This is a genomic window from Ornithinibacillus scapharcae TW25 (assembly GCF_000190475.1).
Lineage (GTDB): Bacteria > Bacillota > Bacilli > Bacillales > Amphibacillaceae > Ornithinibacillus > Ornithinibacillus scapharcae.
The window spans coordinates 134912-157769 of the sequence record NZ_AEWH01000059.1; the positions used below are offsets into that span (position 1 = coordinate 134912).

Sequence of the window (22858 nt, forward strand, 5' to 3'; positions counted from 1 at the left end):
GTTTCACCAGCATACTGCGGCCAATCCTGATCTCGGGTTCAGCAATTTTCCCTGATGTATCGGCGATTTCAACCGGACCTACGGCGATATCCCCATCCTTTTCGGCCATTCTTATTGGGACTCAGGCAATTCCAACCAAAAAAAGGTACCTCCCTAAACGGAGATACCCTCTAATACTATTCTTCTAAACTAACCTTTAGCACTTTATCTGTTACATCTGCCATCACGAATGTTTTAGATGTAGTGCCGTTGGTCACCACTAACACAATCTCTTTTTCTTTTAATATATCAACTTGCTTTTTATTCAACAGTAAATTACGAGGTTTCTTTGCATTGTAAATGTTTATAACAGCATGAGCACCATGTTCTAATGCTTCTAAATGAATTGTCTGAACGGTTGCTGTACCATTATTTTTCTTAACTGGTATCTCCACAAATGTCGGCTCTGGTTCAGGCTCTTCACCTGGAACCTTATCTGTAGTTGAGATTCTACCTTCTGATTCATATACGATTGGATTCGCTTCGCTACTATTAAGACTGCGTACAAAGTCTACTGCTGCGTCAACATCAACTGGTCCCATTGTAGGATTTTTACCTAGTTCTTTTATTGGACCATCTGATGTTCCCATATAATTGTTAACTGTTAAGGTATAAACAGCATCCATATCGATTGGTGAACCATCAGGTAAAGTAATATCCACTACCTGCTGCAATTCAGGGTTAAAGGTATAGTGAAAGCCAGCAATACTATAATCTGCTCCATAGCCAGATAATTGTTCATTTAGAATTGGATAAAGGTCAGCACCTTTAATTTCAACAGTCATCAGGGTATTACCAAATGGTAGGATATTATAAAGCTCACCCCATGTAATCGGGCCTGCCAATAAGATATCGCGAATTCCTCCACCATTTTGCATCGCAAAGTCACTGCCCATCGCCCACTTCATGCCATCTGCGATTAAATTTCCTAAGCCGTGGTCACTCGTATTGGAATAACTGCCGGTTAAATCCTGCGCGTTATAACCAACGACCTCATTTATGATTGGCGCAATTTCCTCAGCATAATGCGCAAGGGTTTCAGCAACGACTGGATCCTGAGCAAAATCACTTTGTTTCACAAATACAATCTCTGCTTCTTTTGTTACAATGTCACCTGTTGTACGGTCAATCTGAATATCGACATCCGCAAAGGCTTTACCATATTCATTTGCTTGAACGATTAACTTATTGTCCACAACTGCATTATTTACCGCATGATTGTGCGCTGCGAAAATAATGTCCACTTCATCGTTTACTGCATTAGCTAGGTCGGCAGCAGCGCCGGTTGCATTATCACCAGACTGGTAAGCAGGCATATGTGCTAATACAATGATTGCTTTCACTCCTTGATCCGCAAGCTCTTCTGCAGCACGATTAACTGCCTCCGCTTCATCTGTAAACGCTATTCCTTCAAGAGATGAAGGCATAACCATGTTGACTGTTTCAACGGTATTTACTCCAATAAAACCAATATCTACGCCATCAACATTTGCAATATAGTAAGGATCTAAGAAGGTCTCCCCACTGTCCTCATATACACAGTTTGCACAAAGGACTGGGAAGTTCATTCCATCATACCCTTCTGTTCCCTTTCCATCTGGATGGTCCCCACCATTTACCATGCGAAGAAGCTCAGCAAGCCCTTCGTCAAATTCATGGTTACCTACTGTTCCTACATCAAACCCGATCTCTTCCATAATCTCAACCGTTGGCTCATCTTGTAATAAACCAGAAACGGGTGAGCTTCCACCAATCATATCTCCTGCATGTACGATTAATGTATTAGGGTTCTCTGCTTCACGCTCTTTAATCGCGGAAGCTGTGTAATCCATGCGACCATACATATCACGTACGCCATCACCATTTGGATCAATCATATACTCCTGATCAATTTTTCCGTGAAGGTCATTCATACTTAATATTTGAACATCCAATAGGTTCGGTTCTTCATTTCCATTCCCGTTAGCAGGAGTAAATCCATAGCTTTCCGCTTCTCCTGAGCTTACAAAGAAAATTCGTTTATCTACTGGTACATCCGCCCAATCCTCTGGAGCTACATATTGTCGTGTATCTGAATTACCAACATATCGTAATAATCCTTTTTTATCATCAAACGCACGGAATACAAATGGAAGCTCCAGTAATGGATCCTCTGGATTCCAGATACCAAGACCTGCATCCTTCGCTTCTCTAACAGCCTCTTGGTACAGTGGATAGGCTTCCTCATCAATAGGTGCAAGGAAGTATGTTGATGCATACCCTTGTGCTACCATTTCCAGGTTAATATTTAAGTTATCTTCTTTTCGAATCACTTCTGCCAAAATTCGTCCATAATCGTCTGTTGGCTCATCACCAATTTTTAAGTATATTTCATCACCCGGCTGAATTAACTCACTAATATACGACTTCGCTAATTCACCATAGTACTTTTGATTTCGGTTAATTTCCGCTCGTGCTGGGTCATTATTATGTGCATCATAGGTTTCTGCTGTATCCATATTTAGAAAACGAACTCTTGTCTCACCAAAAACTGGTGTTGCAATACGGATCGTATCCCCGTCTGTTATACTCGCAACAGTAGTTTCATAGTACCCTCCCGCTGAAGGTGGATCTGGTTGTTCATCAGCCAACCTAATATCTGCCTGTTCAGTCGGGATTAATTGGTAGTCATTATACTGGCTAACAATGGCTGTAATATCATACCACTTATCCGATTCTACTAAAGAAATATCAAGCGCGTTTTGCATCACGCGTAATGTCGCACCATTAAAATCCGCATCCACTAGGGAAACATTATATCCCCCACCTGCAGGACTACCTGGAATATTATTGATAAACGCATTAACTTGAACTAATTCCCCCTCATAGCTTTCCGCAATGGCAGGGTTCTGTAAATCTTCTAAAGTTATCGTTTGAACCTCTGGTAAAGGTTGATTTTCTGCGATTATATCAATAGATGTTGGAATAATCTCCTTTAATCCATTATAGGAATCTAGTTCCCCAACAATTTGAACTCGATCACCCTTCGATAAAGAAGGTAGACTTCCCTTTTCATAAGAAAAAATATTAATACCAGCTGTTTCATCCTGTATATACGTTGTAAATTGTCCTGGATTACTAATCTTGTCACTATCTGCAAGTACGATACCTTCCACCGTTACAACAGTACCATCTGATAGATTACGAATTTGTTGAATTGGCGATACCTCTCCTGGTTCTCCAGGCTCTCCCGGGTTCCCTGGGTCACCAGCATCTACACCATCCATCTCGTGATAACCTAAGTATGTAAAATTGTCTTTCCCTTGATTAGTCCACTCAGTAGAATTATAACTTGCGCTTGGAGCAATGATGGAGGAATTTCTAACTAAGGTTTTATCAGCTCCATAATTATCTCTTGTACCTATCGTACCTAATACATCTAGTAAACTACCTTGGCTCTTAAGTGCAACTGCATCATCACCATTAAAATTAATAACTGCACCATTTATTACATCAGCAACCGCTAAAATTTCTGCGCTTGCACTAGGATGTGCTAATACCAAAACATCACCATGGGCAAGTACACCCGATAATGTTACCGTCTGGGTTGGTGAAGAAGCCCCATTACTATATAACTCCAATTGATAAGCTGATAAATCAACCGCTTCTCCTGTCCCATTATAAATCTCGATAGCCTTATTGAATGAACCACCCTCCAAATACTCAGAGATAAATAAGTCTTCGGCAAATTGCTCTGCTTCACTAGCTGTATTGGCAAGAACAGTTGTCGTATTCATGAAAACTAGTGAAAAGATAAGAAATAGATTGAATAACTTTTTAACTGATGCTTTCTTCATGTTTTCCCTCCATTTTTTCATAGATACACCCTACTTAAGTGTGTCTTACAATTCATTAATACCACATAAGAAGTGCCCTTTCTATCGTGTTTTTGTAAAGATATGAAAAATCACTACTATTAGACTATGATTTTATAGAAAACAGTATGAATGACCCATAGGTATAATTAGTACTTTTTTCTGACAGCTCCTCACTTGTTAGTAAATCTCCATTCCAGTTTACAAACGATCACAAGAACACTAAAATTAATTAAAATAATACTTACTCCTAAAGAAGGAGGTCGTGACAATGTCCATTACATTCTCGAACCAAGAACTGCAAAGAATAATTGCAGGTGATCCTATTGGAGTGTTTTATCCTTACAACTTGAAAGAGTACAACCATCAAGAAATAGATACCTATATTTCAAAGGTAGTAGGTTCTTTTGGCGGAATCAGAAACCTACTACACGAAGCAGACTTCAACAGCTATGGAAGTGGGTATGCTTCCTATGTCGATGTATTTTGTTGGAAAAGGGATGGAACTTCTACTCAAATAGATGAATACGAAACAACTATTGATGGTATACGGGTCTATATAAACAGACTAGCACCTATCGCAATTTTAGGAAGCGATCAAGTTACCAAGCATAGAAACGGCGGAAGCAGTGGTTTCATTCACAGTCATACTGTAAATAGACTTCCACCTGGGGACTGGACAGAACAGGTTGAGAGCATTAAAAAAGTGTTAGACAAATTCCAATACAAAATTATGGATAAATCTTACCTTCATCAAGCTCTGCCTTTTCAAGCAAAAATACCAACTATCCTTGCTGATCCGCCTTATAAAATATTTGACGCCTTGTTCTATTGGGAAGATTAGGGAGGAAATTTTGCTTAGTTTTCGGCAAAAATGAAGTTGATAAAGCGTCTCAACGCCATTTCGGCTGAGATTTCGATGGAAATGAAGTTGATAAAGCGTCTCAACACAATTTTGGCTGATAATTCGATGGAAATGAAGTTGATAAAGCCTCTCAACACCATTTTGGCTGATAATTCGATGGAAATGAAGTTGTTAAAGCCTCTCAACGCCATTTCGGCTGAGATTTCGATGGAAATGAAGTTGATAAAGCGTCTCAACGCCATTTTGGCTGAGATTTTGGTAGAAATGTAGTTGATAAAGCCTCTCGACGCCATTTTGGCTGAGATTTCGGTCGAAATGGTGTTGATAAAACGTCTCAATGCGATTTTGGCTGAGATTTCGAATCTGAAATGGAGAATCTATCGAATACCAGGAATACAAAGAAATAAAATAGGATTGCCCCAAAAAAGCAATCCTACTCCTCTATTTTTTTAATTAGCTGATTAATATCCTGTAAATCTTGATATTGTACTTGATTATCGTTAATATCATATTTTTCCTTCAAACGAATGATTCTCTCTACACTCTCATCAATTCGCTTTTCACTTATCTCACCGTTCTCAACCGCTCCCTTTACTGCATCAATAGCCCTTACTATATCCTCATAGTGTTCACTAATTAAGAGGATGTCACTACCAGCTTTTACAGATTGAACAGCAGCTTCACCGATTTCATAATGATTTTCAATTGCATCCATCATCATATCATCCGTAATTATAACACCATTAAAACCTAGTTTCTCTCTAAGTAAATCGGTAATAATCGGTTTCGACATTGAGGAAGGATATTGGGAATCTAATTGCGGAAAAAGAATATGTGCCACCATGACGACTTCGGCACCTTCTGCTATCGCTTCCTTAAATGGAACTAATTCTACTTGTTGGAGCTCTTGCATAGTCTTATCAATCCGCGGAAGCTCTAAATGTGAATCAACCTCTGTATCACCATGACCAGGAAAATGCTTGATAACTGGTATGATTTGATTGTCCTTCATTCCCTTCATCATTGGTATGCTTAGCCTACTCACCAGCGGAACATTATTCCCAAATGCTCGGTCCCCAATGACTGGGTTTTTGGGATTATTATTTACATCTACAACAGGGGCAAAGTTTACATTCATTCCAAATGCTAGTAATTCTTTTGCTAGGATGCTTCCGTATTGGTAGGAAAGCCGAGGGTCATCCTGTAAGCCTATTTCTTTATTAGATGGATGCTCCTCTAATCCAGGAAGTCTTGTTACACGTCCACCTTCTTGGTCTACAGAAAGGAATAATGGAATTTCATTAACCGAATTTAGCTGTTTTAGAACATTTATTAAAGCCAATGATTGCTTATAGCTTGTTAAATTGTCACTGAAAAAGATGATTCCTCCAACATGATAATCTTTAATAAGCTTTTTTGTTTCTGGTGTTGGTGTCGTCCCATCTATGCCAGCAATAATCATTTGCCCAATCTTTTCTTCGAGAGTCATAGACTCTAGTAATCTCTTAGTCGATGGTAAATGTTTAGCCGGATCTGAGTATACATTAATATGGTGAACATTAGGATTTGCATTAGTATTAGTTGGTCTAGACAAGACAAATTTTAGCTTATAGGTTTCGTTCACTTGATAAACTAGAATAAGTTGATCTACCTCAGCATCTTTATAATAACGTTGTTCTTTTGGTTCTCCTACTAGTTCCATAATCTGTTCAAAAGTGATAAAAGTGATTTCAGGACTAAAAGATCGCACTTCAAATATAGTCGAATCTTTATGGCCAAAGCTAACACGCTTCTCTGGATAATCTACAAATATTCCGTCTCCTGTGCAGATTGTCTCTGTAGGTTCTCCCCACTCCTTTACAATCTCTTTCCAATCGGATTCTCCAGCAGTAATGGATACATTCGGAACCTTTCCTACAGATGCCTCCTGTAAAATCTGTAGAATGAGTCTATTGGTATGTATACCGACCTTTTCAATAGGAGCCCTTTCCATTTCCATTGCTTCCTGAAATGAAAAAGTAGCCTGTGAGGTAAATAAATCTCGTCCGAAAACAGCAACTATTACGACGAGAAAGACCGTTACAATTCCAAGAGCAAACGTGATTTTTTTCATTTCCTACTCCTTCTCCTATATCCAAGTTAGAATTTTCTACTCTTATTACTCTATTATAGTTGTATCCTTATTATGTTGAAAAAGGATTATGGAGTGAGTATAATAAGATTAAACCTAGGGGCATTAGCTCAGCTGGGAGAGCGTTGCACTGGCAGTGCAAAGGTCAGCGGTTCGAGCCCGCTATGCTCCATTGATACAGAAAGAACTCAATCCATATAATTATTGGGATTGAGTCCTTTAATTTTTTTGCACAATTATAAAACGAATTGCAGATTTTTCTGGATGAAAATATACACAAGATTAGGTAAGTTAGGATGGACTTATATAAAACCGTGGTTAGCTACAAGATAAGTATAATATTACCTAAATTCTCAACTGATAATGTTCGTTGATAATTAGGTGATATTTATGTAGTTATCCACGACATACTCTTCCTTCTGAACCATATTGATAGTCTCATTGCACTCCAGAACATGCAGTTAATACTGAGACGAGTGACTTATCCCCGTCCAACCATCCCCTGAATAGAACCACAAAATCCGAAAACAATAACACTAGGCAACAATCTTAATTTTAGCCAACAAAGGAGGAAACGATATGGTTAAAGATTCACATGCACCAAAGGAAAAACAAAATAAAGCAAAAAGACCAGATGAAGAAAGACGGAATAAAGGTAGGTCTAATGCTAGGAATACCAGAAGTTAAGTGATAAAAAGGGAAGGTTCTTGTGATTCAATGAATGAAATCATGAGAACCGCCCTATCTTTTATTGAGATAGCCATTAACCATTCCAATCTTCCCCGATATTTAAACAATAAAGTCCTAACACTCTATTCTTTATGTCCTAATAAAAGGAATAACCAAAGGAATCTTGTATGCTTCCCCTTGATAAGCTTTAACCGCAGCAATAATAGTCAAAATAAATGCTGTAATCCCCACCGCAAATGACAGTAAAAATCCAATCAGCAGAATCATTAAAACAACACTTATAAACCCGTATATAGCGAAGGATACGATGAAATTAAAATACTCTTTTCCATGATAATCCACAAAGTCCGAAGTATCTCTTTTTAACAACCAAATTAATAATGGTCCCAAAATTGGAGCTGGTATGCTTAATACATATAATAGCATGGCAAACAAGCGATCATCCTCTGTAGTAGCCAATATATTTCCTCCTTTTCATACTTTTATTCTGCCCTATATATCTTATAACGTGTATGAGCTCAGAATGGTTTCAATAATAAGTATACTCCATAATTCTCTAGAATATAAAAGGGATTTTACTTATATTCCTCGAATAATATTAGTAACACTTTTTTAAAGGAGGAATAGTATTGGTAACCATTAAGAAAGATAATATTATAGAAGATTATCACGGAACGAAAGTCGCAGATCCATATCGTTGGTTAGAGGATCCCGATTCAGAGCAATCATTAGAGTGGAGCCAATGGATGGGAGAACAATGTTATACATATTTTTCTACAACAACTACTCGTAATGCGGATCGAAAAAGATTAGAAGAGCTTTGGAATTACCCGAAGTATTTTGTACCAAAGGTAGTAAAAGGACAACTTTACTATCAAAAAAATGATGGGTTACAAAATCAAGCCATTCTATTCCGGAAAGATGGGGATACAGATACTATTGTCATTGATCCTAACAAGTTAAGTGAGGATGGCACGGTTGCCATGACAAACTATTCCTTTAGTAAGGACGGTCGTTATCTAGCATATGCTACCTCTACTCATGGTAGTGACTGGCAGGAAATTCACCTTCTTGACCTTACAAATAACTCAAAATTAGAAGACCATATCCAATATGTTAAATTCACTAGTATAACTTGGGCACCAGATAATACTGGGTTCTTTTATAGTAGATTCCCAGAGCCTGGTAATGTAGAACCTGAAGATGAAAGTAATTTTAACAAGGTATACTTCCACAAGATTGGGGATAGCCAGTCTAACGACCAGCTTATACATGAACAGCTTGAGGATAAGGAGTTAATGTTCTCAACCTTTACTAGTGATGACGATAAGTATCTTTGCCTTTACGTTTTCTTAGGCACAGCAACAGAGAATCGCTTTTACCTAAGGCCGATTGACTCTAATGACAAGTTTACGCGCCTATTGGACAAAGCCGATGCAGAGTATCTCTATGTTACGAATAAAGATAATACTTTTTACTTCAAAACAGACCTTAATACTCCGAACGGGAAAATTATTAAGGTAGACATTAATCACCCTGATTCTTCTTGGGAAGAAGTAATTCGAGAGCAGGATGATGTAATTGATTTTGCCATATCATTAAATGATAAGTTTATCATCGGATTATTACACGATGCCCATCACCAGCTGAAAGTTTTTAATATGGATGGTACTTTCTCACATAACATAGAACTTCCAACCCTTGGGTCTCTGACAGATATTACAAAAAGCAAAGACACAAACGAAATTTATTTTGGAATAACATCATTTCTAAGTCCAACAGTAGTTTACAACTACAACATGGATAATCGTGAACTAATGGTATTTACTGAATCAGAATTACCGATTGATATTTCCAAATTCGAAACAAAACAGGTTTTCTATTCCTCAAAGGACGGTACTAAGGTTCCAATGTTTTTAACCTATTTAAAAGGGATAGAATTAAACGGGGATAACCCGGTGATTTTATACGGTTATGGTGGATTTAATGTGAACATGACACCTTCCTTTAACCCGGCAATTCTCCGCTGGCTTGAAAAAGGTGGCGTATATGCGGTGGCTGTACTAAGAGGCGGCACGGAATATGGCGAAGAATGGCATCGTGCAGGCATGCTAGAAAACAAGCAAAATGTATTTGATGACTTCATTTCTGCTGGGGAATGGTTAATTGCGAATAACTATACAAGAAAAGAAAAGCTGTCTATTATGGGGGGATCGAACGGAGGACTATTAGTTGCAGCCTGTATGGTGCAAAGACCAGATTTGTTTGGCGCAGTTGTCTGTCGTGTGCCAGTAATTGATATGCTTCGTTATCACAAGTTTACGATTGGCCGTTATTGGATTCCTGAGTATGGTAGTGCTGATAACCCAGAGCAATTCCCATATCTATATGCCTATTCACCACTTCATAACATTAAGGAAGGCGTAGTGTATCCACCAGTTCTAATTGCAACTGCTGAAAGTGATGACCGTGTTGTTCCAGCCCATGCGAAGAAATTCGCAGCAACCTTAATGGAGAAAGCTGATAAGGATTCAACAATTGTCTTGAGGCTTGAAGCTAAAGCAGGACACGGATTAGGAAAACCTACATCAAAAGTTATAGATGAATGGGTAGACTTTTACGCATTTCTGGATAAGGAATTGAGATAAAATTTGATAAGGCATGTTGTGCCATACTAATTCTATTTAGTGTACTGATTATCAAGAAGAATTGTTACTGTATCAACTATTCTTATCCTTTGTAATATACCAGTAGGATCCTCTAGCGAATATCAGTATTATAAACTTTCACCTATAAGATGATGATTGTGGTTATTATCATGAAATCACTGAATTATATTCTCGTGAACGTGATGAGAGCTAGCTTTCATCATCTTTTTATTGGGATTAACTCCTGAGAACGTGATGAAACAGCTGTTAGTTACCAATTTTACCGATATTCACTGTCGTAAAGTACTCTAGAAGCTTCATCAACTACATTTCCATCGAATTCTTAGCCAAAGTCACTTCGAGAGACTTCCTTAGTCTCCTCATACGTTACAAAAATAGGCTCACCTACCTCCAAACGAAGACACTGCAAGCAGATGTCGACTTGTGCGGCTGGTGAACCTATCTATTAACCTGATATTCTATTAATCAAGCTCTCTTTTCTTATAAACAAATGCAGTGACAATAAAGGAAACAACCGCCCATGCTAGTAATATAGCTAAATGACTCCACAGGTCACCAAAGCCTAGGCCTTCTTCTACTTTATACGCAAATTCTACTAATTGAATATTAGGTAAGTATTCAATAAAGGAAAGTGCCGGATACTTATCAACTAATACCATTAATAATGAGCCAAAACCAAATAGAAAGATTACCGGTAAAATAATAACAGATGCCTCAACAACTGTACGTGATAATAGTCCAAGTAAAGTTCCAATTCCAATGTAAAATAACATAGAAATAATTAGAGCAATAGCAACCATACCCAGACTTGCTGGTTCATAATCCATGATCATGGAACAAAGAACTAATGTTATCGCAGTTAGAAATAACGTAACAAGACTTTTTCCTGTAAGAATCTCTGTTAAAGAAGCTGGGGAAAGCATCAACCCTCTTAATGTATGCTTTTCCTTCTCTTCCGCTATTACGGCACATTGAATAAATGCAGTAACAGAAGCCAAGGTTAAATTAATTACCATATAATGTAACTCCAAATTCATATCATACATTCCACCATATAGAAACGCCATCAATATTGGTAGAACAATAATAGAGCTAACAAACAAGTTTTTAGATAAATCCTTTAAATCCTTATTGAATATTGCGTAGATTCGCTTCCATGAAAATGTCATACTAATTCCCTCCCAGTAATCTCTACGAAAATGTCTCCTAATGTCGGCTCGTTTGAGTGAATCGAAACTATCTCATTATTAGACATATATTTATAAACCTCATCCGCACCTTCTGCCCCACCTGGAAGGCTAATGATCTGGCCATTCTTTAATTCCAACCTGACACTACCATCCGCAAATTGTCTGCGCAGTGTTTTAGGTTCATCTAGTAATTGAATTTTTCCTTTATTTAGGAAAGCAACACGATTACAAAGTGTCTCCGCTTCACTCATATCATGAGTAGTTAAAAAGATTGTGGTGCCTTTTTCGTTTAAAAGTCGAAGACCATCATGTATTTGTTTAGAATTCGCTGGGTCAAGAGCAGACGTCGGCTCATCTAGGAATAATAGATCTGGCTCATGAAGCAATGTTCTAGCTAATAGCACACGTTGTGTCATCCCTTTAGACAACTTAGAAACAACCTTCTTCCTTTCCCCGCTAAGATTAACTAAATCTAATACTTCTTCCATTCGTTTTCTTGGTACATCATACAGGTCACAGTATAATTTTAAGTTTTCTTCAATAGATAAACGTTGATATAATCCACTATTATCAGAAAGGACCCCAATTCTTTTTCGATAAGCAGCCGTATTTAATGCAGTGTTTTTCACACCGAATACTTCAGCATCACCAGATGTCTGTAGCAACTGTCCCGTTAAAATTTTAATTGTCGTAGTTTTTCCAGAACCACTTGGACCTAAAAATCCAAATGTTTCTCCTTTTTTAACTTGAAAATTTACATCTTCTAATGCAGATTGGTTACCAAAAACCTTGGCTAGGTTTTTTACCTCAATAATATTCTCCATGTTTCTCCTCCGTGTAATTCATTTTTTCTTGTAATGCTAGATTAGTATAAAACAAGGCTTTTTACAGCATTTTTTCCATGAAAGGAGCATTTTTCAGGTTGAATGGAGCTTATTTTAATCCCAACATTTCCTTTAATTGCGTCATTTTCGTCTTAGAAAGTGGGATTGTCGATTTTGGTTTATCATCAAGAACAAGACTATAACTATTCCTGGTCCATGTGATGACCTCCCGAACCTTTTGTAAATTTACGATATAGGATCGATGACAACGGAAGAAACCAAACGGCTTTAGTTTCTCCTCTAATTCGTTTAATGTAAAGACACTTGGAAAACTGTCTCCTTTTATATAAACATGTGATTGACCATCATTACTTTCGATATAGTCAATTTCTGGTGGATCAAAAAGAATGATTTTATCATGAACCTTAGTAGGAATCTTATTAAAGTTTACCGTTATTGGTACATCCTCTTTCTCTAATGGCTCTTCTTCCACTTCCATCTCAGGGGATACAGTTGTATCCTGCATGTCCACTTTATGTATTCCGTCCTCATTTAATCGGTAAACACAATCAGCCATTGTAATCGCATTTTCCATATTACCAGTTAGTATAAGTACTGCCTTTCCTGATTCTTTTAAGTAGCTGACGATATTGAGGATTACTCGCCTCGTTTCCATATCAACATTCCAATCAGGTTCCTCAAAAATATATAATTCCGGATTTTGTACTAATAAAATGGCAAGATGTACCCTTCTCTGTTCTGAGAATGTCAGATTCCGTATCGCGGAGTGCTTCACCTGACTTAACTGTGTGATGGTGAATACATCCTCCAACGACACATCCGTATCATATAATTTTTTGAATAGCTTGAGATGATCAAGTACCGATAGTCTTTGGTAAAGACCTTGGTTAAGAAAACTAATACCTATTCCCAGTTCATGAAGATTATTACGTTCCGAAAGTTTTTTCTCCAGTACGGTTATTTCTCCATTTATCGTGCTTTTCCCTAAAAACAACTTCAAGATTGATTCTCGGATATTCAGACTAGAATGAATAGATACTGTATCTCCTCTAGATATCTCTAAGTTGAATTTCGGGAATAAAAGAATATCCTTATCTTGTTTCTCTAAATTATGTATCGATAAGACGTTCATGAAACCATTATCCCCCATTATGTTACTTTGTTCTGACTGATAAATTCAGGCTATGTACCTATGGTATCGTTTGTAGCTCTTATTGACTAGTACTAATTTGTAAAAAAATCTGCAAAGTTCGTATATACTGGGCAATCGATTATTAGAAAACTCGCAATCGCTAGTTTTTGTTATGCAGGGGAGATAGCTAATTTATACTTTCTATCTGCAAAAAAAATGGTAGAGGATTCTCCCCTACCATTTATACAGTCTAGTTTTGATTGATTAATTCTTTTGCCTTAGACGCTGTTACATCCATATCTCTAGCGATTACTTCACTATCTGTGGATAATCCTTCTACTGTGGCACTCATTTCTTCGAGTCCCGCAGACGTCTCTTCGATAATGGCTGCCAAATCATTCGTTGATACCTCAATTTCGGTTGATTGATCCATTACTTTACTAGAAAGATTCGTAAAACTAGTTAAGCTTTCATCCAAGACTTGTAATGTTTCGGTAACTTTCATAAAGTAATTAGATACTTCCTCTGTTGTCTTGACGTTTGTATCAATCTGAACATTGCTAGTTTTCATTTTCTCTAGGGCTTGTGAGTTACTTTCATTTAGTTCTATTAAGTTTTCGGTAATTCTTTCTGTTGACTTACTCGTCACTTCCGCTAGCTTACGTATCTCTTCTGCTACAACGGCAAATCCCTTACCAGCTTCTCCAGCTCTTGCCGCTTCAATCGAAGCATTTAGGGCGAGTAAGTTTGTTTGTTCTGTTATCCCTCTAATGGTTTCTGCAAACTCATTTGTTTCCTCAAGTTTACTAGATAAAGTTAAATAGGTTGAATTCAATTCCTCGATAGTTGCTTTTAGGGCATGAATATCTAATTTTAACTCATCAATTTGATTTTTACCTTCTAAGGAAGCCGTATACGCTTCTGATGATTCTACCTTCAATTGATTGGAAGTATCATAGATTGTTTGCATCCCTTGTTTCGTTTCAAATGCATTTTGAGATATATCTGTAATTTGATTAGATTGCGTTTCCACTCCACTTGCCATTTCATCAATTGAAGTTGCTATTTCTTTTTGCGAATTCATATTTTGTTGAATACGTTCGTTCATCGCGGAAATATTTTCCACAATAAGCGATACGTTAGACTCAAGCATTTCTTTGTCTTTTAATTTTAGTTCTGCATCCAAGGAGGACGCATTTAGTAACTCTTCAATTTTTTTAAACTGTCCCGCTGACAAGCGAATAATAACAAAGAACATTACACCTAACAAGATATATATAAGCATAATATAACTAAATAAATCTTTAACTGCCGAATCGGTACTCATAACATGGTTTAGTATTAAAATTGCAAAACCATAGAAATAACCAAGTAAGAACCAGCCCAATCTGAGCTGTATTGCCGAAAACATCGTTAAAAACAAAAGTATTAATACGATTTGTATACTACTTCCACTAATAAACATCCCAATTATGGAGAAAGTATATACCTGGATAATTGTAGCTAATGGAAATAGGTTCGGTTTCTTGAGTGCCTTAAATAAAAAGAAAAAACCAACCAATAAGAATACATCAACACCATATAGAATCGTTGTATCCATATTACCAGTCGTTAGTGATAACATAAATGCCGCAAATAAAGAAATCCCCATTGTAATGACCATTAACGTATTTTTCTTGATTGTATCTGCTTGAATCAAATCTTTAACTAGATTCATGCTGCTCACCCATCTCTTCTTGTCTTTTACCCTCTATATCGACATGATTCGATATAGAGGGTAGTGTTTTTTGGAAAAAATTAGTATCGGTATCATTTTCCAATAATTCACCTACACAATATGGTAGTCATCAGCCCATTTCTTACGAATCAACTCCCATTCTAGTCATTTTCCCCATATATTAAAACGAATGGAGAATTATCGAAGGAGGAATACGAGTTGAATTATTATGAATATGGATCACCACATGATGACGAAAGACAATTTAATTTACCTGGATATTTATGGGGGCAATTCTTTGGTCCTCAATTCCCCGGAGGCGGTCAACAGCCTGGCTTTACACCACCAGGACAAACTGGTGGATTCCCTGGTTTTCCAGGAGGAGGTTTTCCAGGAGGGGGCTTTCCTGGACAGCCTGGAGGAGGTCAGCAGCAAGGTGCGCCGACTTCCCCTCCACCATCATTTACACCACAACAGCAACAATTTCAAACGTTTGCTGTAGACCCTGGTGCTATTAGAGGATGTTTATTCCGTTTCACCTATGTATGGCTCGCGAACGGTAACGCGTTCTGGTACTATCCTACTTTTGTTGGTAGAAATTCTGTTGCTGGATTCAGATGGCGTGGAAATCGTTGGGTGTACTTTGGAATAGACTTAAATCGCATCGCTTCTTTCCAATGCTTCTAAATTAGCCTAATTTACACAATTAATATAAATGTAAAAAACATTCCCCCTCCCTCTGCATACGATATAGTGGAAGGAGGGATTTTTGTGTGGGATAGACTTGCAGGCTTATATCTCATAGCCATTTTAGCAGGATTTGCCTTAACATTAGTACCAGCCTCAGCAATCATTACATCACCAGTTTCAACCGTCCTAACACTGATTGGCGGAATTATCATCGTAATCTTTGCCATCGCTATCATCCATCTTGCCTTTAGAGCACTTTTTACCAAGCATACAAAATCTTAGTTTTTATCTATTGTTTATACTATCGAACCATAGAAAGAGGCCAAGGGGTGCATTACCTCTTGGCCTCTATTCCATCTGATTTACCTTCGTAATTATCTATCAAATATTAGTTCTAGCTATTGATAATTTCATCAACTGTAGCTTCCACTTCTTGGCGCGATATTTTATCCTGACCATTTTTCAGCGCATGGAGTGTTCGGTGAGCTAAAGCTAGTGGTATCCTACAAAATAGAATGATATTCTTTGTTTTGATATCTTTCATATATTCGTCTGCTTTCGCTAAATTAGCTGATGCATATTCAAACATATCATCCCTTGTCCAAGTATCTGGGAAGAATTTGACTCCTCTATCAGCATCCTCCTCTTGATTGCGAAGAATATTGACCGCTTGAAGTCCTCTACCATAACCAATAGCTAAATCAGAGTCCGTTTCCGTATTGTCATACCATCTCCAAATATCTGATAGCATTACGCCAACAAGACCAGCTACATAGTATGTATACTCATCTAAGTCTTCTTTCGTTATTATCTGCCAATTTTTCCCAACCCAATCAGCCATACCTCTTGCCATAATACTAGTTGAATCTAGTACCTTTTCTACTATACCTTCCGGACAAAAGGAAACCCAGTCAGCTAGTCTTATCGTTACTTCTGGAAGCATCTTTTGGTATGGTTCAATTAATTGCATATAAGATTCGACATTAAAATTATCTTTTAATAGTTCACTAGTAGAACGTAATAAATGTTGTTTGATTTCAGCATCCATTTGTTCATGGTCTTCAATCTCATCTATTGCTCGCATACATAGGTAGGCAGAAGCAACAGTTTTCCGTAATCTCGGTTTTAAAAGTTTTATCGGAATATAGAATGTTCTGCTCGTTTCTTTAAGCATGCGCATTACTTCTTTTTCTAACTTCACCACGTCACTCAAGCTGGTATATCCTCCTTAAAAACTAACACTAAAGTTTGCTCTTTTGTGAAAGGGATTCCTTGAAAGCTACCACTTTCTTAGAATCCCTTTTATTTAATCCATATTTTATCCATTGTTATTTTACGCTTAACATAAATAAAGTATAACAAACTTTTTGGGATAATGCTTGAATGAAGTATAGGTATATAGGATTACTCCACATGAATGGTTATTTCTTGCTTAATGACTTTTCCATTATCATTTCCCATATCATATACAAGGTCACCTGTAAGTTTTTCACCATTTTCTCCATAAGCCTCTATCACTTGTTTTCCATTGTTACCATGTGAAGGGTCCACTTCAATTTCAATCGTATAATCTTTCAAGTTCTTTATTCTATTATCTTTCTCAGGATCCTCCAAATAAATCACAGCTGATCCGTCTGGATTAATATAAGAAAATCCGCTAAATCCTGTCGTGATGTAGTCTGGTAAATTTGCGTCTGTACGGATAAAGGTTTCCTCCACAAGATTGCTTTTCAAATTAATAACCATGTAATCCTTCAACTTTTCAACAGTTGGTTCTATCCAAACATTTGGGTCTCCTTGGTCTTCTGGAATATCCCATTCTGGTTCTTCAATAGTGAAGGATTGTTTATTTTTATCAAATAGAATAGTCTTTCGAAAAGCTGCTTTTGTCAAAACCTTTTCCTCGTAAGAATCATAATAAATTCTAGCAAAACTTCCCTCTATCCCATCTTGATAATGTTTTTGGATTTCTTCATTGACTTGAGAGCTTGAGTCAAACGAAAGTTCTATATGTAATAATCCATCAAATCCATCTGGAATGTTCGCTTCTATCTCATAGGCACCTGTAGGTTCAACTGTACCATTCCCATCTCCTCCAATAAACGTTCCTTCCTCTGGACTCATATCTAGATAAATACGGGATTCCGGTAAAAGATTGGTAGTTCCTTTTGCTATAACTTTGTTTCCTTCAATGTTGACATCGCCTTTAAACCATACGTTCAAATCTCCCTGATCGGTTGGGGCCTTAGAATTTTCTACTTCGAAAGATACCTCTTTAGAATCCCCCTCATCCTCAGAGTCCGCTGCTTCCCCACCATTCTCAGCCACATTTTCTTCGGACTTTTCTGCGGCATCCTTGCTTTGTGATTTTTCTGAGCTATCACAAGCTGTAATGAAAAGAACTAATATAAAAACTATAATAACAAGCAATCTACTATATCCCATATACATTACACTTCCCTTTTATTTTTTATTATATAATATGATAGTCTTAGGACTATTAAGGCAGCAACAGGACGATTTACTTATTTTAAGGATAATCCCTAATACCTATATCCATGTGTGATTTAAAACTTAAATGGAAACTTTCTCCTCTTTCCACTATAATAAAAATAAAAAGGAGTACCGCCTCAATGAATTCAGATAACCGATTTATTAAATTCCTTGGAGGTAAAAATCTAGTATTTGTATTAGTATTACTAATATTAATTGGATTAATGGTGTTTATATTTGATAAAGTTTCGTTTATCTTTAATCCGTTACTCGTAATACTATCTACCATAACACCTCCTATCATTCTAGCCTTTGTAGCCTATTATCTATTAAATCCGATAGTGGATATATTAGAAAAAGTTAAAATTAAACGTATTTGGGGAATTATTATCATCATTATTGGGATAAGTGGTTTATTAGTAGGATTGGTACTATTAATCGCACCAGCAATCGAGAGACAGATCTCCGAATTATTCACAACGTTTCCTAAGTACTTACAACAACTATGGATAGATATTAATGATTGGGTGCAAAACTCTTTTCTTGCCCCGTACTATGATGAAGCATATGATTGGGTCGTATCGAACTTTAGCAATATTCCTGGGATTATTGGCAGCTATGTAGCAGATGCCTTTGCGGGAGTTAGAAGCCTAGCAAGCACTGTCACGAACTTTGTTGTCGTAATTGTGACGTTCCCGATAATTTTATTCTTCTTATTGAAGGATGGAGATCGTTTTAAGGAATACAGCTTAACATTATTGCCACCGAAATATCGTAATGATGTCAATAAAATCTTAAACAATATGGACGCTCAAGTTGGTTCGTATATTCAAGGACAGATTATTGTAGCTTCATGTATCGCTATCCTCCTGTATATTGGATACTTAATTATCGGACTTGACTATGCCATTACATTAGCAATCTTAGCAGGAGTCCTGAGTGTTGTCCCTTATCTGGGTCCAACGCTTTCTATTATACCGGCAGTAATTATCGCAATGGTAAATTCTCCATTTATGCTGCTGAAGCTTGCGGTGGTTTGGATTATCGTGCAATTCTTAGAAGGAAATTTCATCTCTCCTAATATTATGGGGAAAACCATGAAAATTCACCCACTAACCATCATTATCGTTTTACTAGTAGCTGGTAACTTATTTGGATTATTAGGTGTCATTCTCGGAATACCTGGATATGCAATCGTAAAAGTTCTGGTTTCATACATTTATGATCAGTTCAGGAATCGATATAATCGTTACTATGGAAAAGAATATGGTGCTTATGAGTCTGAAGAAAAGTAAAAAAAGGTTGGTGCTACGGATTTATCCTATAGCACCAACCTTTTTATCATTCCCGCACATTTTTATCTAGAAATATAGTGGAAACGCAAATCACAAAACAAACACGATTATTTCAGCCTGTCACATTACTGGGGTTCCTGTCCTAATTACCTTGCATTACACTAGAAGGAAGATTAATCATCTCTACGCAATACTAAAATGGATAGAATACCTAATCCGAACCCTACCGCTCCTCCTGCTTCAATATTATGAAAGAACAATCCAACTCCCGTACCAGTTATCAAAAAACCGAAGAACGCCAAACCGCTTCTCACATGATTCATCATTTGAACCCCCATTAAACTAATGTCATCCATAGTATATTCAGGGGAAAAAAATTGGTTAATTATTTTTTGTGTAGGTCAAGTGCCTATCTAACTAAAAAATACTCTCTAAAATAGCGAGTATATTAATAATCATGCCTTTAAAGCATGTATAACTTGATTCAATTCTACAGTTAAATTATCCAGTTTTTTGGATACATGTAAAGCCGGAGTTTTATAGTATCATATAATCATATATTTGTCTGAAAATTTTACTTGAAATAAAAAAGAGATGCATTCGCATCTCTACCAGAATATTTCTTATCTCTGTATCTAATCAACACCAACAATCGTACTTCTTCTTTCTAGAAATACAACATCTCTCCATTGGCCATGCAACTTTCCAACCCTTTTCCGGGTACCGACCACTTCAAATCCTAACTTCGTATGCAATTGCAAGCTAGCTTTGTTTTCTGGGAAAATTAAAGCTTGTAACGTCCAGAAACCATGTTCTTCACTAGAACGAATTAATTCCTCTAGTAGCATTGTACCCACACCTTTACCAGCTACATCTTGTGATATATAGATACTGACCTCTGCTACACCTGAATAAGCTTCCTTATGCACCGACTGACTTAACGCTGCCCAGCCTACTACCTGATTATTCTCTCTCGCTACTAGACGACAATGTCTTAAGTGTCCTCTATCCCAATCCTTCCACATAGGAGGTGCTATATCGAACGTAGCATTCCCTGTTTGAATTCCTTCTACATAAATTGCTTCAACCTGATCCCAGTCAAATGGATCCATCGATGTAATCACTATATCTTTTTCCATTTATTCACCATACTCACTATTTTTGTAATTTCAATCATTTTAAAACTAGTTCTTAGAGGAAAGGTCAATCCAAAATCTCCTTTTAACGGTTTGGTCTTCATCTACTTCAGACTTATCTTCTCGGCCACCATTATTCAAGATTACTTTGGCAGAACCAATATTATCTTCATCGCATGTGATTAAAACTTTATCCATTCCCAATTCCCTACATTTATCCAATCCCATTTTTAATAGTAATGTCGCATAACCCTTCTGTCGTTCAGAAGGACGTACACTATAGCCGATATTTCCTCCAATTCGATATAGAAAATCATTTAGTTCATGACGAATATCAATCATTCCCAATATTCTATCCTTGTGGTTCACTAAAAAATAACTAGAGAATGGTAACCAATTACCATAGCCATCTTTTCTTTTCATCATTTCCTCGAGATAACTTTCATAATTTACGAAGTCATGTAAATTAAAACAACTAGGAATGACTCTAGACGAACCCCATTCATTCAAATACTCCCGATGCGCTCTCTCCCATTCAGCAGTAGGTATAACTAGCCGCATGGTTACTCCCCCCTCTTGTTAAAAACAAATAAACAACGAATTGATTATTTTCTATGATAATCAATTCGTTGTACTTTGAAAAGAATATATTTCTACTTTTTTCGAACTTTTATCATGCCATCTACAATATCCCATAACAAGGCTACGATAAAGATAATCACAGTAGCACCCGTTACGTTTTTCCATATTGTTTCCATTATTTCGTAACCCTCTGTTCCCTGTTCGACTATACCGGCATTCATTAGACCTTCCATAAAATGAGGGTTCCAAAATGACTGACTAGTAATCATGAAATAAACGACCATTAAAGCAACTAGATTCACTACAGTAGTACAAACAACTAGCTTCATCGTCCATTTTCCTGAAATTAGTTTTAAACACTCTTTTACAATGAACAGTGCTAACAATAGGAGTAAGAACGGCATATATTCTGGAAATTTCGCTTCATTCAGGAATGGAATAACTCCTACAAATTCACCATCACTAAACCTAAATATCCCAAAGTAGTTGCTAGAAAAGCCAAACATCCCCATCAAGATAACATAAAATACAATTGCAATGATGGGTTCTGACCGTTTAATAGTTTTCTTTGGATGTGGAATAGGAGGGAGCATGGATGGCATCCAGTTTTTATCTAATTTCAAATCTCCGGCTTTAAACCCACCATAATATTCTCCTAATGCAAAGCCAAGTGTTACCCAACCCAACGCTTGTGGAATTGCAGTAACGGTGGAAACAATAAATTCTATAAAATGATCTAGGATTTCCACAGGGTTAATAACCGTTTTAATAGCAAAAGCACCTACTAATGTTATTCCCACCGAAATCAATACAATTTTTAACACTAGGATAAAGGATTCATATAGTTCTGGTCCAATTAGGTAACTTTTAGAACCGCGGTACTTATGTGCCATAGTCCTAGGACTACCCAATTCCATTAATACTTCTTCCACCATTTTGTCCGTATTGTTTCCACCATCCCCAACACGTTCTTCCAGCATATCCTCAATTAGCCCTCTTAGTTCAATTGCGATATCCTCTCGCTGTGATTGCGGCAACCTTTGTGTTACCGCATAAACATAACGATTAACCATCTCCATTTACATCGTCTCCCTTATTAAGAATTAAATCATTTAAACTACTAACAATGCTTTGCCATTCGACACACAACTGCTCATACACGCTTTTTCCAGTCTCACTAAGCACATAATACTTTCTTGGCCTGGCTTCATTTGTATCCCAGCTACTGTCCAATAAACCTTGCTTTTCTAATCTTCTCAGCAATGGATATAAGGTCCCGGGCTCCACGTGAATTCCTTTTTCATCTAGCAATGTGACAAGTGAATAACCATACTGAGGACTTGAAAGCTGGCTCAGCACGCCTATCGTAATGGTTCCACGTCTTAATTCGAGCATCAATTTGTCGATATGTTCTTGTTCGTTCATCTTTTATCAACTCCTACCGATATTATAGTGTATGACACACACTATTGTAAAGTACCTAATATTAGATAAATATTACTATTCATTCTTAATCATGTTGACAAATGA

Annotated in this window: 19 protein-coding genes and 1 tRNA gene; 6 read left to right on the forward strand and 14 right to left on the reverse strand. The window is 37.1% G+C overall.

Annotation, left to right across the window (positions count from 1 at the left end; translation table 11 throughout):
• Positions 1–176 precede the first annotated feature (176 nt).
• Entirely contained in the window at positions 177–3875 is a 3699-nt protein-coding gene (locus G5W_RS0116285) for a 5'-nucleotidase C-terminal domain-containing protein (RefSeq protein ID WP_010098294.1), read from the reverse strand.
• Between the two features lie 289 nt (positions 3876–4164).
• On the opposite strand from G5W_RS0116285, the gene G5W_RS0116290 reads away from it, so the two are divergent.
• The gene (locus G5W_RS0116290; RefSeq protein WP_010098295.1) at positions 4165–4737 is read left to right on the forward strand and encodes a hypothetical protein; all 573 of its coding nucleotides are present in this window, start codon (positions 4165–4167) and stop codon (positions 4735–4737) included.
• Positions 4738–5191: 454 nt separating this feature from the next.
• Here G5W_RS0116290 and nagZ read toward each other — a convergent pair whose 3' ends face one another.
• Positions 5192–6871, reverse strand: coding sequence for a beta-N-acetylhexosaminidase (gene nagZ / locus G5W_RS0116305; RefSeq protein ID WP_010098299.1), 1680 nt, complete (start codon positions 6869–6871; stop codon positions 5192–5194).
• Positions 6872–6988: 117 nt separating this feature from the next.
• Between nagZ and G5W_RS0116310 the strand changes: the two genes are divergently transcribed.
• A tRNA-Ala gene (locus G5W_RS0116310) sits at positions 6989–7061 on the forward strand.
• 647 nt (positions 7062–7708) lie between these two features.
• Here the strand turns inward: G5W_RS0116310 and G5W_RS0116320 are convergent.
• A complete protein-coding gene (locus G5W_RS0116320; protein ID WP_010098303.1) occupies positions 7709–8038 on the reverse strand; it encodes a magnetosome magnetite crystal formation protein family in 330 nt (109 codons plus the stop codon).
• Between the two features lie 170 nt (positions 8039–8208).
• Between G5W_RS0116320 and G5W_RS0116325 the strand changes: the two genes are divergently transcribed.
• Complete coding sequence (locus G5W_RS0116325; RefSeq protein WP_010098304.1) at positions 8209–10227, forward strand: prolyl oligopeptidase family serine peptidase; 2019 nt, start codon at positions 8209–8211, stop codon at positions 10225–10227.
• 482 nt (positions 10228–10709) lie between these two features.
• On the opposite strand, the gene G5W_RS0116330 is transcribed toward G5W_RS0116325, so the two are convergent.
• The 4 genes from G5W_RS0116330 to G5W_RS0116345 form a co-directional block, all read right to left on the reverse strand.
• Complete coding sequence (locus tag G5W_RS0116330) at positions 10710–11417, reverse strand: ABC transporter permease (RefSeq protein WP_010098307.1); 708 nt, start codon at positions 11415–11417, stop codon at positions 10710–10712.
• Positions 11414–12262: an ABC transporter ATP-binding protein gene (locus G5W_RS0116335; protein WP_010098310.1), complete on the reverse strand. Its 849-nt coding sequence runs from the start codon at positions 12260–12262 to the stop codon at positions 11414–11416. The genes G5W_RS0116330 and G5W_RS0116335 overlap by 4 nt, the downstream gene beginning before the upstream one ends.
• Positions 12263–12371: 109 nt before the next feature.
• Complete coding sequence (locus G5W_RS0116340) at positions 12372–13415, reverse strand: LytTR family transcriptional regulator DNA-binding domain-containing protein (protein WP_010098312.1); 1044 nt, start codon at positions 13413–13415, stop codon at positions 12372–12374.
• Between the two features lie 250 nt (positions 13416–13665).
• Positions 13666–15132, reverse strand: a complete 1467-nt coding sequence (locus G5W_RS0116345) for a methyl-accepting chemotaxis protein (RefSeq protein ID WP_010098314.1) — start codon at positions 15130–15132, stop codon at positions 13666–13668.
• Between the two features lie 219 nt (positions 15133–15351).
• On the opposite strand from G5W_RS0116345, the gene G5W_RS0116355 reads away from it, so the two are divergent.
• Entirely contained in the window at positions 15352–15819 is a 468-nt protein-coding gene (locus G5W_RS0116355; RefSeq protein WP_010098318.1) for a hypothetical protein, read from the forward strand.
• Positions 15820–15903: 84 nt separating this feature from the next.
• Complete coding sequence (locus G5W_RS0116360) at positions 15904–16104, forward strand: hypothetical protein (protein WP_010098320.1); 201 nt, start codon at positions 15904–15906, stop codon at positions 16102–16104.
• 112 nt (positions 16105–16216) lie between these two features.
• Here G5W_RS0116360 and G5W_RS0116365 read toward each other — a convergent pair whose 3' ends face one another.
• Complete coding sequence (locus G5W_RS0116365) at positions 16217–17035, reverse strand: squalene/phytoene synthase family protein (protein WP_010098321.1); 819 nt, start codon at positions 17033–17035, stop codon at positions 16217–16219.
• Between the two features lie 191 nt (positions 17036–17226).
• A complete protein-coding gene (locus G5W_RS0116370; RefSeq protein ID WP_010098323.1) occupies positions 17227–18267 on the reverse strand; it encodes a hypothetical protein in 1041 nt (346 codons plus the stop codon).
• Positions 18268–18455: 188 nt separating this feature from the next.
• Between G5W_RS0116370 and G5W_RS0116375 the strand changes: the two genes are divergently transcribed.
• Positions 18456–19610, forward strand: a complete 1155-nt coding sequence (locus G5W_RS0116375; protein WP_010098325.1) for an AI-2E family transporter — start codon at positions 18456–18458, stop codon at positions 19608–19610.
• Between the two features lie 173 nt (positions 19611–19783).
• Here G5W_RS0116375 and G5W_RS23835 read toward each other — a convergent pair whose 3' ends face one another.
• The 5 genes from G5W_RS23835 to G5W_RS0116400 form a co-directional block, all read right to left on the reverse strand.
• Positions 19784–19933 (reverse strand): hypothetical protein, encoded by a 150-nt coding sequence (locus tag G5W_RS23835; RefSeq protein WP_010098327.1) that lies wholly within the window; start codon positions 19931–19933, stop codon positions 19784–19786.
• Between the two features lie 312 nt (positions 19934–20245).
• Positions 20246–20749: a GNAT family N-acetyltransferase gene (locus G5W_RS0116385; protein ID WP_010098329.1), complete on the reverse strand. Its 504-nt coding sequence runs from the start codon at positions 20747–20749 to the stop codon at positions 20246–20248.
• A gap of 45 nt (positions 20750–20794) precedes the next feature.
• Positions 20795–21307 (reverse strand): GNAT family N-acetyltransferase, encoded by a 513-nt coding sequence (locus G5W_RS0116390; RefSeq protein WP_010098331.1) that lies wholly within the window; start codon positions 21305–21307, stop codon positions 20795–20797.
• Positions 21308–21399: 92 nt separating this feature from the next.
• A complete protein-coding gene (locus G5W_RS0116395) occupies positions 21400–22407 on the reverse strand; it encodes an HAAS signaling domain-containing protein (RefSeq protein ID WP_010098333.1) in 1008 nt (335 codons plus the stop codon).
• A complete protein-coding gene (locus G5W_RS0116400) occupies positions 22394–22753 on the reverse strand; it encodes a PadR family transcriptional regulator (RefSeq protein ID WP_010098335.1) in 360 nt (119 codons plus the stop codon). The genes G5W_RS0116395 and G5W_RS0116400 overlap by 14 nt, the downstream gene beginning before the upstream one ends.
• Between the last annotated feature and the right edge of the window lie 105 nt (positions 22754–22858).

What these genes read in the sequence shown, in the direction of transcription:
- G5W_RS0116335 (WP_010098310.1), bottom strand. Translation starts at nt 12,262, where the DNA reads ATGGAGAATATTATTGAGGTAAAAAACCTAGCCAAGGTTTTTGGTAAC.
- G5W_RS0116395 (WP_010098333.1), bottom strand. Translation starts at nt 22,407, where the DNA reads ATGGAGATGGTTAATCGTTATGTTTATGCGGTAACACAAAGGTTGCCG.
- G5W_RS23835 (WP_010098327.1), bottom strand. Translation starts at nt 19,933, where the DNA reads ATGAATCATGTGAGAAGCGGTTTGGCGTTCTTCGGTTTTTTGATAACT.
- G5W_RS0116385 (WP_010098329.1), bottom strand. Translation starts at nt 20,749, where the DNA reads ATGGAAAAAGATATAGTGATTACATCGATGGATCCATTTGACTGGGAT.
- G5W_RS0116375 (WP_010098325.1), top strand. Translation starts at nt 18,456, where the DNA reads ATGAATTCAGATAACCGATTTATTAAATTCCTTGGAGGTAAAAATCTA.
- nagZ (WP_010098299.1), bottom strand. Translation starts at nt 6,871, where the DNA reads ATGAAAAAAATCACGTTTGCTCTTGGAATTGTAACGGTCTTTCTCGTC.
- G5W_RS0116400 (WP_010098335.1), bottom strand. Translation starts at nt 22,753, where the DNA reads ATGAACGAACAAGAACATATCGACAAATTGATGCTCGAATTAAGACGT.
- G5W_RS0116290 (WP_010098295.1), top strand. Translation starts at nt 4,165, where the DNA reads ATGTCCATTACATTCTCGAACCAAGAACTGCAAAGAATAATTGCAGGT.
- G5W_RS0116330 (WP_010098307.1), bottom strand. Translation starts at nt 11,417, where the DNA reads ATGACATTTTCATGGAAGCGAATCTACGCAATATTCAATAAGGATTTA.
- G5W_RS0116285 (WP_010098294.1), bottom strand. Translation starts at nt 3,875, where the DNA reads ATGAAGAAAGCATCAGTTAAAAAGTTATTCAATCTATTTCTTATCTTT.
- G5W_RS0116345 (WP_010098314.1), bottom strand. Translation starts at nt 15,132, where the DNA reads ATGAATCTAGTTAAAGATTTGATTCAAGCAGATACAATCAAGAAAAAT.
- G5W_RS0116370 (WP_010098323.1), bottom strand. Translation starts at nt 18,267, where the DNA reads ATGGGATATAGTAGATTGCTTGTTATTATAGTTTTTATATTAGTTCTT.
- G5W_RS0116390 (WP_010098331.1), bottom strand. Translation starts at nt 21,307, where the DNA reads ATGCGGCTAGTTATACCTACTGCTGAATGGGAGAGAGCGCATCGGGAG.
- G5W_RS0116340 (WP_010098312.1), bottom strand. Translation starts at nt 13,415, where the DNA reads ATGAACGTCTTATCGATACATAATTTAGAGAAACAAGATAAGGATATT.